General features: G+C 69.9%; 10 protein-coding genes and 1 pseudogene. 4 read left to right on the top strand and 7 right to left on the bottom strand.

The features are described from left to right. On the top strand, nucleotides 1-1,975 hold a 1,975-nt coding region (locus TSO5_RS11540), incomplete at its 5' end, for a heavy metal translocating P-type ATPase (protein ID WP_109151724.1). Nucleotides 1,976-2,015: 40 nt separating this feature from the next. After that, nucleotides 2,016-2,495: a DUF411 domain-containing protein gene (locus tag TSO5_RS11535; RefSeq protein ID WP_109151723.1), complete on the top strand. Its 480-nt coding sequence runs from the start codon at nucleotides 2,016-2,018 to the stop codon at nucleotides 2,493-2,495. Between the two features lie 52 nt (nucleotides 2,496-2,547). Here the strand turns inward: TSO5_RS11535 and TSO5_RS11530 are convergent, their stop codons facing one another. After that, entirely contained in the window at nucleotides 2,548-3,735 is a 1,188-nt protein-coding gene (locus tag TSO5_RS11530) for an acyltransferase (RefSeq protein ID WP_109151722.1), read from the bottom strand. 266 nt (nucleotides 3,736-4,001) lie between these two features. On the opposite strand from TSO5_RS11530, the pseudogene TSO5_RS11525 reads away from it, so the two are divergent. After that, a pseudogene (locus TSO5_RS11525) lies at nucleotides 4,002-4,361 on the top strand (YkvA family protein); the annotation flags it as partial. On the opposite strand, the gene TSO5_RS11520 reads toward TSO5_RS11525, so the two are convergent. The 3 genes from TSO5_RS11520 to TSO5_RS11510 form a co-directional block, all read right to left on the bottom strand. Continuing rightward, a complete protein-coding gene (locus tag TSO5_RS11520) occupies nucleotides 4,358-4,936 on the bottom strand; it encodes an HAD family hydrolase (RefSeq protein WP_247870705.1) in 579 nt (192 codons plus the stop codon). The pseudogene TSO5_RS11525 and the gene TSO5_RS11520 overlap by 4 nt on opposite strands. Before the next feature lie 106 nt (nucleotides 4,937-5,042). Beyond that, on the bottom strand, nucleotides 5,043-5,540 hold the full coding sequence (locus TSO5_RS11515; protein ID WP_109151719.1) for a DUF5615 family PIN-like protein: 498 nt from the start codon (nucleotides 5,538-5,540) through the stop codon (nucleotides 5,043-5,045). A 78-nt stretch (nucleotides 5,541-5,618) separates the two neighbouring features. Further along, nucleotides 5,619-6,113: a response regulator gene (locus tag TSO5_RS11510; RefSeq protein WP_109151718.1), complete on the bottom strand. Its 495-nt coding sequence runs from the start codon at nucleotides 6,111-6,113 to the stop codon at nucleotides 5,619-5,621. Between the two features lie 192 nt (nucleotides 6,114-6,305). On the opposite strand from TSO5_RS11510, the gene TSO5_RS11505 reads away from it, so the two are divergent. After that, nucleotides 6,306-7,508: a helix-turn-helix transcriptional regulator gene (locus tag TSO5_RS11505; RefSeq protein ID WP_109151717.1), complete on the top strand. Its 1,203-nt coding sequence runs from the start codon at nucleotides 6,306-6,308 to the stop codon at nucleotides 7,506-7,508. A gap of 18 nt (nucleotides 7,509-7,526) precedes the next feature. On the opposite strand, the gene TSO5_RS33665 is transcribed toward TSO5_RS11505, so the two are convergent. From TSO5_RS33665 to TSO5_RS11495, 3 genes are all read right to left on the bottom strand, one after another. After that, a complete protein-coding gene (locus TSO5_RS33665; RefSeq protein ID WP_256379201.1) occupies nucleotides 7,527-7,649 on the bottom strand; it encodes a hypothetical protein in 123 nt (40 codons plus the stop codon). 135 nt (nucleotides 7,650-7,784) lie between these two features. Further along, on the bottom strand, nucleotides 7,785-8,525 hold the full coding sequence (aqpZ, locus tag TSO5_RS11500; RefSeq protein WP_109151716.1) for an aquaporin Z: 741 nt from the start codon (nucleotides 8,523-8,525) through the stop codon (nucleotides 7,785-7,787). A 149-nt stretch (nucleotides 8,526-8,674) separates the two neighbouring features. Beyond that, entirely contained in the window at nucleotides 8,675-10,546 is a 1,872-nt protein-coding gene (locus tag TSO5_RS11495) for a chloride channel protein (protein WP_158282410.1), read from the bottom strand. Nucleotides 10,547-10,710: the final 164 nt, after the last annotated feature.

The raw sequence follows: 10,710 nt of genomic DNA, 5'->3' as shown, positions 1-10,710 counted from the left end.
CGGCTATGGCGCCCCCCCCGCCGATCCGGTCGCGGACGGCCCGGCGGCGGCCTGTGGCGGGGGCTGCTGCGGCGGTGCCGACCATGCGCACTCCCATTCCCACGGCGATGCGGATGAGGCGCCCTGGTGGCGCGGGGGCAAGGCCCGGCTGACCATGACGGCCGGTGCGGCCCTGGCCGCCGCGACGGTGCTCGGCCTGCTGGTGCCGGCGACGGAGCCCTGGGCCTTCCCGCTGGCGCTGATGGTCGGGCTGGTTCCAGTGGCGCGCCGCGCCCTGTCGGCGGCACGGGCCGGAACCCCCTTCTCCATCGAGATGCTGATGACGGTCGCCGCCGTCGGCGCACTGCTGATCGGCGCGGTGGAGGAGGCGGCGACGGTCCTGGTCCTCTTCCTGATCGGCGAACTGCTGGAAGGGGTGGCGGCCGGCCGGGCGCGGGCCGGCATCCGCGGCCTGACCGCGCTCGTCCCCGACACGGCGTTGCTGGAGCAGGACGGCGCCGCCCCGCAGGCCGTCCCCGCCGCCGGGCTGGCCGTCGGCTCCGTCATTTTGGTGCGGCCGGGCGACCGGGTGGCGGCCGACGGCGTCGTGCTGTCCGGCCGCAGCGCCGTCGACGAATCCCCCGTCACCGGCGAAAGCGTGCCGAAACCCAAGAGCGAGGGCGATGCGGTCTTCGCCGGCACCATCAACGCCGACGGCGCGCTGCGCGTCCGCGTCACCGCCGCGGCGCGCGACAACACCATCGCCCGCATCGTCCGGCTGGTGGAGGAGGCCCAGGCGAGCAAGGCCCCGACCGAGCGGCTGATCGACCGCTTCGCCCGCTTCTACACGCCGGGCATCGTCGGCGTGGCGGCGCTGGTCGCCCTGGTGCCGCCGCTGGCCTTCGGCGGCGGCTGGACGGAGTGGATCTACCGCGCTCTGGCGGTGCTGCTGATCGGCTGCCCTTGCGCGCTGGTGATCTCCACCCCGGCGGCCATCGCCGCCGGCCTGTCGAACGGCGCCCGGCGCGGGCTGCTGCTGAAGGGCGGCGCGGTGCTGGAGGCGTTGGGCCGCATCACCACCGTCGCCTTCGACAAGACCGGCACCCTGACGGAAGGCAGGCCTCGCGTCACCGACCTGATTCCTTTCGGCGGCAGCGAGGCGGAGTTGCTGGCCGACGCCGCGGCGCTGGAAGCCGGGTCGAGCCACCCGCTGGCCCGCGCCATCCTGGCCGCGGCGGCCAAACGCGGCATCGCCCCGCCCGCGGCCGGCGAGGTGACGGCGCTTCCCGGCGCCGGCCTGAACGGCCGGGTGGACGGCCGCGAGGTGGCGCTGCTGTCGCCCCAGGCCGCCGCATCGGCCCTGAGGTCTGCGCAGGCGGAGCAGGCCGGGGCCTTCGCCGGGATGGGCAAGACGGTCTCCGTCCTGCTGGTGGACGGCATCGCCGCCGGGCTGATCGCCATGCGCGACGAGCCGCGCCCCGACGCCCACAGCGGGATCGCGGCGCTGGACCGCGCCGGCATCCGCTCGCTGATGGTGACCGGCGACAATGCCCGGACCGCCGGGGCGGTCGCCGGAGCGTTGGGCATGACGGCACATGCCGAACTGCTGCCGGAGGACAAGCTGCGCATCGTCCGCAGCCTCCAGGCCGATGGGCAGCGGGTGGCGAAGGTCGGCGACGGCATCAACGACGCCCCGGCGCTCGCCGCCGCCGATGTCGGCATCGCGATGGGCGGCGGCACCGACGTGGCGCTGGAGACGGCCGACGCCGCCATCCTGCACGGCCGGGTCGGCGACGTGGCGGCGATGGTGGCGTTGTCACGCCGCACCATGGCCAACATACGGCAAAACATCGCATTGGCTTTGGGCTTGAAGGCTGTCTTCCTGCTCACCACCGTGTTGGGCGTCACCGGGCTGTGGCCCGCGATCCTGGCGGACACCGGCGCCACCGTGCTGGTCACCGCCAACGCCCTGCGCCTTCTGTCCGTCCGCCTGTGAGAGACCGGAACAAGGCATTGATTTCGCTAGGAGAAGTTCTATGAGCATGACGCGGCGGACGATGATGCGGGGGACGGCGATGGCCGTTCTGGCGCTTGGCCTGGGGGCGATGGGGCTGCCGAGCATGGTCCGCGCCGCCGTTCCCGCCGGCGGTCCGGCGGTGGAGGTCTGGAAGGCCGCGAGCTGCGAATGCTGCGAGGGCTGGGTGCGGCACATGCGCGCCGCCGGTTTCGAGGTCACCGTCCACACCGTCGACGACGTGACCCCGGTGAAGCGCATGGCCGGCGTGCCGGACGACCTCGCCTCCTGCCACACGGCGCGGGTCGGCGGCTATGTTCTGGAGGGCCATGTGCCGGCCGACGACGTGCGGCGGCTTCTGGCCGAACGGCCGCAGGCTCGCGGGCTGGCGGTCCCCGGCATGCCGCAGGACGCCCCCGGCATGGACATGGGCGTCGGCCAGCCCTATCAGGTCATGCTGTTCGGCGCCGCCGGCGGACCGCAGGTCTTCGCCCGGCATTGACGGGTCCGATGCGTCCCGGATGACGGCCAGGGGTGATGGCCGGGGGCGGCGTTCAGGCCGCCTCGACCATTGGTGGGTTGGCCGGCGCGGCTTTGCGCGACTTGACCGGCAGGCCGTTGACCATCGCCTGCCCCGGCAGCTCGATGAAGCGGTAGGTCAGGGCCGACAGGGCGATCACCGTCAGCAGATAGCCGCCGCTCACCAGATCCATCACCCAGGCGTCGCCGAAGGAGAGCAGCCGGTCGCTGCCGCCCTCCACCTCGCGCTCGACGAACAGCGGCCGGCCGAGGACCCCCTGCATCACCGTCGTGCCTTTCTGCAGCACGGCGATCAGCAGGGCATGCACCATGTAGATCGAGTAGGACCAGGCGCCCAGCCGCTGGAAGGGCGAGGTCGCCAGCAGGCGGGAGACCGGCCCGGCTTCGAAGGCGAACACCCACACCACCAGCCCGAACAGGAGCGGCGCCGTTAGCGACAGGGCGTTGCCCCCCGCGGCCGAGACGAAGGCCACCACCGCCAGCAGCGCCCCCACCTCGGCCAGCCCGCCGGCAAGCCGGGACACGGCTTTATCGGGGCGCCGGCCGCCGGCAGCCTGATACAGCCGGTAGACGAGGCAGCCGGTGAAGAAGCCGTAGAGGCAGCGGAAATAGCCGTAATCGATGCTGGTGTCGATGTGGTTGGCGGAAAAACGCATCACCACCAGGGCACCGGCGACTGCGAGCGTGACCATCGCCACGGCCAGCACGCTGGGCCGCCGCACCGTCAGGCAGAGGAGGGCGAAGGTGATGTAGACGAAGAACTCCGCGCTGATCGACCAGCTCGGAATGTTCCAGGTCCATTGATCCTCCACCCCCAGCGCATGGACCAGGGCGAGGTTGCTGACCAGGGCCGATGGGGCATAGGTTCCGGTGAAGGCGGCGGTTCCAACATGGCCGCCGGATGGTCCGGAGACCGCCTTCACGCATTCCAGCGCCACGAAGGCCAGCAGCACCGCCGCATGCAGCGGCCAGACCCGGCCGAACCGCCGGACCAGGAAGGTCCCGGCCGACTTCCCACCGCCGATGCGGCCGGAATAGGCGTGGAGGATGACAAAGCCGCTCAAAACAAAGAAGAAATCGACAAAAAGATAGCTGCCACGCACGAAGTCGAGCATGTGGAAATGATCGATGCTGTGCAAATGGTACAGGGCAACGCATAACGCGCACAGGCCACGCCAGCCGTCGAGCACCGGGAACCGCATGGGAACCTCCGGGTGATGTTCAAAGGCGTTTCTTGGAAAACTGTTCGAAATGGCAACAAAACCTACGACTGATTGCGGGGGGTAAAAAGGACGCGGGAGGTTTATTCCGAAGGATCGCCGACTACCCATGGCGGCCCTGCCCCAAGACCACCGGCACAGCGCCCCTCCCGTTCGGGTGATCCCGGACATCCCGGTCCCGCGCGTTGAAATATCCGCTCCGGAGGATAGGATCGGCGGCAATGGCATCCGTGAAGACATCCGCGAAGGCAAGGGCGAACACATGGGCGCGCGCGATCAAGCGCGACGTGCTGGCCGTCTATCTGGCGGCGCGCGACCCGCGCACCCCCTGGCCTGTCCGCCTCCTGGCGATGGCGGTCGCGGCCTATGCGCTGAGCCCGATCGACCTGATCCCCGATTTCATCCCGGTGCTCGGCTATCTGGACGATCTGCTGATCGTGCCGCTCGGCATCCTGCTGGTGGTCCGCCTGATCCCGCCGGAGCTTCTGGCCGAACACCGGGCCGCCGCGGCGCGCCGACCCGCCCGCCCGGTCAGCGTCGCCGCCGCCATGGTCATGATCGCCCTCTGGCTGGCGGCGGGCGCCCTGCTGTGGCGGTGGCTGTTCTAGCCGACGTCCGTGGAGCGCGCCATGATTCCGGCGACGATCCCGGCGACGATGGCGTCGAGGTCGCCGCCGCGGTAGAGCGTGCCTTCGATGCCCGCCCGCTGCGCCGCCTGCAGGTCGGTGTCGCGGTCGCCGATCAGGAAGCTGCCCTTCGGCTCCACCGGCCACTCGGCCATCGCCTGCAGCAGCATCCCCGGCTCCGGCTTGCGGCAGGCGCAGTCGGCCCGGTAGGGCGGCTCGCCATGCTCGGGATGGTGCGGGCAGTGGTAGAAGGCGTCGACATGGGCGCCGATGGCGTGCAGTTCCTGCTGCATCCAGCGATGCAGGGTCCGCACATGCTCCTCGCTGTAGAGACCGCGGGCGACGCCGGCCTGGTTGGTGACGACGAAGACCAGAAAGCCGGCATCGTTCAGCCGCTTCACCGCCTCCCTCGCCCCTGGCATCCAGGTGATCTGGTCGGGACGATGGGCGAAGCCGATGTCCTCGTTCAGCACGCCGTCACGGTCGAAGAAGGCGGCTCTGCGGCGATTGGCGTTCGGGGCCGGGTGTGACTCGTCGGGCATGACAGAGGGGGGCATGATGAAGGCGGGCCGTCTTTCTTGCGGTGGCAAACTTGCGGTTCGGTCTGGTTGAAAAGCCGCCCAGGCGCCGCCGTTGTCAACCCGGATACAGCAATCCGGATGCTCAACCCGGATGCGGCTTCCCGGCCTGCGCCAGCCGCCGGAGGGTGCCGGTCAGGCGGCGGACATGACTGCCCGGCCAATAGAGCCGCCCGCAGCACGGGCAACTCGTCAAAGGACTTCCGCCGAAGGAAGCGCCGAGAGGCGCGGTCAGGCCGCGGGCGCCCGGCGGGACCTCCGCCAGCCTGTCCGGCGCCGCCGGGTGCAGCAGGCAGTTGTCGATCAGGCAGCGGGTGAAGGGGGCCTGCAGCCAATCGACCGGAAAGGCGGCGGTCAGCGAGCGGGCCTGTTCTTCCACCGACTGGCCGCGCAGAAGGCATCCGTGCCGGCCGGCGGTCTCGGCCAGCCGGCGGTCGCGGGTCAACAGGATGCGCCCTTCCGCCTGCGCCCGGTCGAGCAGCGTCCGGTCGGCTGTGCCGGCCGGCGCCAGGGCGGTGTCATGGCCGGCGGCCCGCAGCAGGCGGGCGAGCCGACCCAGCATCTCGTCACAGAACCAGTTCATGCCCGTCAACAAAGCAGATCACTCATCGATAAGATGATATGGTTTCATGAAAATATATATTCATTGCACGCCATCATCTCATCCCCGCACCTCACCCCGCTCGATCCGGCGGACGCAGCCCAGCAGCAGCTCTTCGAGGTTCAGCGGCGGCATGTCGATGTGGATGGCCTCGAAGCCGCGGTCGCGGGCTCGGACCGTCAAGTCATGGTTCGCCGCGGCGATCGACAACAGGACGGGGCGTACGGCACCGCGCATCGCCGCCAGCCGGTCGACGGCCGACGGCCACGCCCCGCAAGCTTCCCGGCGCTCCGGATCCGTCTCCCCCACCACGATCAGGTCGGGAACGAGGTGGCCTCGCGCCAGCAGCGCCAGCCCTTCGTCCATCGTGCCGCCCGCCACGACCCGCCACCCCAGCGTTTCCAGATAAAGCCGCAGCCCCTCGCGCAGCAGCGGACTGTGGTCGGCGACCAGTGCCCAGCGCACCCGGTCCCCGCCCCGGTTTCCGTCCCTGCGCATGGCCGGCCCGCCGATCGCCGGCAGGGCGGCGTCTTCCATTCCGCAGTCGTTCGTCATGGTGGCCTTGCTCCGCTTCGATGGCTCCTGTTTCCGGCAGGGGGCGATCCGATGACTTTTGAGGAAAATCCCAGCGGCCGCATCCTTCACATGACGGACGAAACACTCGACCGATGGTCATACACAACTGATTGGTCTTGAGCGCGGGCGATTGCCTACGTGGAATTGTCCACAAGCGGAGGACTTTCCCCCATGGCGCAGGCTGCGGACTCCCTGATCGAGGACATCTACGACACCGTGACCTTTCCGGAGCGCTGGGGCGGCATCCTGGAACGGCTCTGCGCCTTGACCGATGCGACGCACGGCTTCCTGTTCACCGCGGCGCTCAACCAGGATGCCCGGACCATGGCGCTGTGGGCGCGCCACAACATCTCGGACGCGGTGCTTGGCGATTATACCACCCATTTCCGCCATCGCGACCTTTGGGCCAATGCGGCAGCGGCACGTGGCCTGCTGCACCAGTGCGTGGTTCGCCGTGGAGAGGAGTTGGTGCCGGAGGCGGAACTGCGCCGTTCGATGATCTTCAATGAGATGCTGGAGGAGCAGGGAATGGGGCGGTTGTGTTCCGTTTCCCTGTCCGATGGCGGCGAGTTGACGCTAATGCAGCCGGTGCTGAGCCTGTTCCGCCCGGCGGACAGGCCGCCTTTTTCCGACGAGACGGTCAGGCTTCTGCAGGGCTGTGCTCCGCATCTTCAGCGGGCGATGCGGCTGCGCGTGCGGCTGTGGGCGCGCCAGGATGGCCGGGAGGAGGACGTCCTGTGGAGCGGCCGGATGATCGACCGCCTGCCGATGGGGGTCGCTCTGCTCGACGCCGCCGGGCGGATCCTCTGCCTGAACCGGGCCGGACAGGCGATGGTCGACGCGCGGGACGGGCTTCGGCTTTGGCAGGGACGCCTGCAGGTCGAACAGGGGGCCGAGGCGCGTCGGCTTGCCCATGCGCTGGAGGCGGCGGTGTCGGCGGGTGCCAGGACCGCGGCGGCGCGCCGGGGCGAGGCGGCCGACCTCCGGGTGTCGCGCCCGTCCGGCCGGGCGCCTTATCTGCTGACCGTTCTGCCGCTGTCGCCCGAGGCGGCGGGGCCGTTCGGCGATGCCGGCGGCGGGGGAGGAGACGGCGCCCGCATTCGTGCGGCGGTCTACATCGTCGACCCGGCCGCCGTGGCGCCGGGGCTGGGCGCGCGGCTGGGCGGACTGTTCGGCCTGACGCCGGTGGAGGCCGCCCTGGTCGCCGACCTGCTGGCCGACCTGACCCCGGCCGAGATCGGCGACCGCCGCGGCGTGGCGATCAGCACCGTGCGCAGCCAGCTGCGCAGCATCTTCGCCAAGACCGGAACCAGCCGCCAGAGCGAGTTGATGAATCTGGTCAACCGCTGCCTGATGCTGCCGGAGGGGCCATGAGGGTCAGGCCAACAAGGGTCAGGCCAACAAGGGCAGCGCCGACACCACCAGGAGGCCGAGATAGATGCCGATGAACAGGCCCAGCACGATGCCGTAATCGGCCTCGGTCATCGGATTGGAATCGGGGTCGAACTGCCGCATGGATACGCCTTCTGCGCCGTCTGTCCTGCCTGAATAACAGTGGACGGCGGCGGGGCGTTGCGACATCTGCGGGCCATGCGGGACCGGCCCTTTACGAGCCGGTCCCCTCGACCGGATATGGAAGCCGTTCCCGGATCAGGTGGAGCTTTTCGCCTGCCCGGTGATGGCGGGCTTCGCTGCCTCCTCCTCGGCAAGCGCGCGGTAGGCCAGTCCGCCCGCCAGCCCACCGGCCAGCGGGGCGATCCAGAACAGCCAGAGCTGTTGCAGCGCCCATCCGCCGACCACCAGCGCCGGACCGGTGCTGCGCGCCGGGTTCACCGAGGTGTTGGTGACCGGGATGCTGATCAGGTGGATGAGGATGAGCGTCATGCCGATGGCCAGCGGCGCGAAGCCGGCCGGCGCCCGCCGGTCGGTGGAGCCCAGGATCACCAGCACGAAGAAGAAGGTCAGCACCACCTCGATCACCAGAGCCGAGGTGATGCTGTACTGGCCGGGCGAATGCGCCTCGTACCCGTTGGCCGCGAGCCCGTTGACGGCCAGGCTGTAGTCGGCCTTTCCGGTGGCGATGACATACAGGACCAGGGCCGCCGCGAAGGCTCCGACCAGCTGGGCCAGCACGTAGGGCAGGATGTCCTTAGCCGGGAACCGCCCGCCGGCCCACAGCCCGACGGTCACCGCCGGGTTCAGGTGGCAGCCGGAGATGTGGCCGATGGAATAGGCCATGGTCAGGACGGTGAGGCCGAAGGCGAGGGAGACGCCGAGCAGTCCGATCCCGACCTGCGGAAAGGCGGCGGCGAGCACGGCGCTGCCGCAGCCGCCGAAGACCAGCCAGAATGTCCCGAGAAACTCGGCGGAGCTGCGCCTTATCATACTCATGCCAACCTCCCACTGCTGTCAGGGTTGCCGAAGGCCGGTGGACGCCGGTATGGGCACGAGCATAAATCCACCGTCGATGGGGACGGTTTCGCGCGTTCGGAGAGGGGGGATGTGGCAGAAGAACAGGGTGGTGGAGAATCCGCGGCCGATCAGCCGAAGAGGTGTCGTTCCCCCAATTCCTCCGCACGCTTGCGTTCGAGTTCCTGGTTGTAGCGGCGCAGCGCGTAGGCTTCCGTCAGATAGCCGAGCAGCCGCTTCGTCGTCGCGCTCTCCACGACCGGAAGGCTCTCCTCCTCCGTGTCGGTGAAGAGCTTGAGGGCACTGCGCACGTTCTGCCCCGGCAGCAGGACGGCATCCGCCGCCCGGGCGAGGTCGCCGGCGGTACGCTGCTCCATGTCCTCCTGCAGGGTCGGATCATGCACGGTGGAAAGCGTGACGATGCCGGCATAGGCCCCGCGTTCGTCGAACACGAACACCTGCTTGGCGCTGCCGAGCGGAAACATGCGGCGCAACTCGGCCAGGCTCATGGAGGCGGGAACGCTCTTGGCGTCGCGGCGCATCATCCGTCCCACCGTCAGGTTCTCGATCCAGCCGATGTCGTGCGCGCCGTGGATGGGCAGGCCGCGCAGGTGGAAGCGCCAGGTGGCGAAGGAATGGCCGAACATCCGGCGCACGATCATCGTCGCGACCGCCACGCTGGTGAGCACGCCGAGGGTGACGGGAAAGTCGGCGGTGGCCTCCTGGACCAGCATGACCATGGTGAGCGGGGCGCCGACGATGGCGGCGGCGACCGATCCCATCCCGACCAGGATGAAGGCGGTATAATGGATGCCCACGTCGGGCAGCAGCCAGCCGGCGATCTTCACGAAGAGGCTGCCGTACAGGCTGCCCAGGAACAGCGAAGAGCTGAACAGTCCACCGCGGAAGCCCGCGCCGAGGGAGATGGACGAGGCGATGACCTTGGCGGCCAGCAGGGCCGCCAGAATGACCCCGTCATAGCCGAGGACGATGTTGTGCTGGATCGCGCCGTGGCCGCTGCCCAGCACCTGCGGGAAAAGCATGGCGATCACGCCGACCAGCAGCCCTCCGACGGCCGGCCTGAGCCAGCCGGGAACATGCGCCGCCCGGAACAGCCGTTCCGCCAGCGTCACCGCCTTCATCGTGGCGATGCCGAGGATGGCGGCGCCGATGCCGACCAGAACGAAGAAGGGATAGTCGCTCGGCCCGACGCTGACGGGGTCGTAGACGGCGAAGATGGTGTCGTGGCCGCTGGTCCAGCGGGTGATGATGCCAGCGGTGATGGCGGACAGGCTGACCGGCGCCAGGGCGGCGAGCGTGTAGCTGCCGATCACCAGTTCGAAGGCATAGAAGGCCCCGGCGAGCGGGGCGTTGAACGCGGCGGCGATGGCGGCGGCGGCGCCGCAGCCGACCAGGATCCGCAGGTCGGCGCGGCGAAGCTTGACCGCCTGCCCGGCCGTGGAGGTGACGCCCGCCCCCACCTGGGTGTAGGCCGCCTCCATGCCGACCGAGGCGCCGAAGGCGTTGGACACCAAGGTCGAGGCGGCGAGGCGAAGGCTGTCGAGCAGGGACATCGTGCCGCCGTAGAGCGCGTTCGCCTCGATGGGGTCGACGATGTCCTTCGCCCGCAGGCGCCGGGCGAAGCTGCCGAAAATGCCGAGCGCCAACCCGCCGACCATCGGGATGATCAGCGGCTGCCACGGGCCGATGGCCACGCCTGCGCTGAGATGGGCGCCGCGCGGAAGATCGAAGAGCACCGAATGCAGCAGCCCGACGGCTTTCTGCAGCAGGGCGACCCCAAAGGCGATCAGCGCCGCGGCAATCACCCCGAGGGCGACGATGGCGAAATCATTGTCGCGGACATTCCGGCTGGCCAGGGCGCGGAGCAGGAACAGGCGGCTGCGGAACCAGCCGCCGTGACGGCCTTCCGGGACGGGGTGCAGGGACGGCCGGTCGCCCGTGTCCTTCCGTTTGGGAAGGAGGGGAATGGGGGGCAGGGACATGGCGGGACGCGGCTGTTGGAGCCCCCCGGGACGGGCGGACGTTCCCGGCATCTAAGCGGCGCCGGTGCCGGACGCAACGACAAACTCCCGGCCGCCTGCCTCCGGCCCTCGTTCCCCGGCCCCCGCCCCCCGCCCGCGGTTTGGCCTGCAGCGGGGGAATACTC

The organism is Azospirillum sp. TSO5, assembly GCF_003116065.1.
Lineage (GTDB): Bacteria > Pseudomonadota > Alphaproteobacteria > Azospirillales > Azospirillaceae > Azospirillum.
This window is presented reverse-complemented; position numbering and strand designations above follow the sequence as displayed.

Coding starts and splice junctions, on each gene's coding strand:
- TSO5_RS11535 (WP_109151723.1), top strand. CDS start 2,016: ATGAGCATGACGCGGCGGACGATGATGCGGGGGACGGCGATGGCCGTT.
- TSO5_RS11530 (WP_109151722.1), bottom strand. CDS start 3,735: ATGCGGTTCCCGGTGCTCGACGGCTGGCGTGGCCTGTGCGCGTTATGC.
- TSO5_RS11520 (WP_247870705.1), bottom strand. CDS start 4,936: ATGCCCCCCTCTGTCATGCCCGACGAGTCACACCCGGCCCCGAACGCC.
- TSO5_RS11515 (WP_109151719.1), bottom strand. CDS start 5,540: ATGAACTGGTTCTGTGACGAGATGCTGGGTCGGCTCGCCCGCCTGCTG.
- TSO5_RS11510 (WP_109151718.1), bottom strand. CDS start 6,113: ATGACGAACGACTGCGGAATGGAAGACGCCGCCCTGCCGGCGATCGGC.
- TSO5_RS11505 (WP_109151717.1), top strand. CDS start 6,306: ATGGCGCAGGCTGCGGACTCCCTGATCGAGGACATCTACGACACCGTG.
- TSO5_RS33665 (WP_256379201.1), bottom strand. CDS start 7,649: ATGCGGCAGTTCGACCCCGATTCCAATCCGATGACCGAGGCCGATTAC.
- aqpZ (WP_109151716.1), bottom strand. CDS start 8,525: ATGAGTATGATAAGGCGCAGCTCCGCCGAGTTTCTCGGGACATTCTGG.
- TSO5_RS11495 (WP_158282410.1), bottom strand. CDS start 10,546: ATGTCCCTGCCCCCCATTCCCCTCCTTCCCAAACGGAAGGACACGGGC.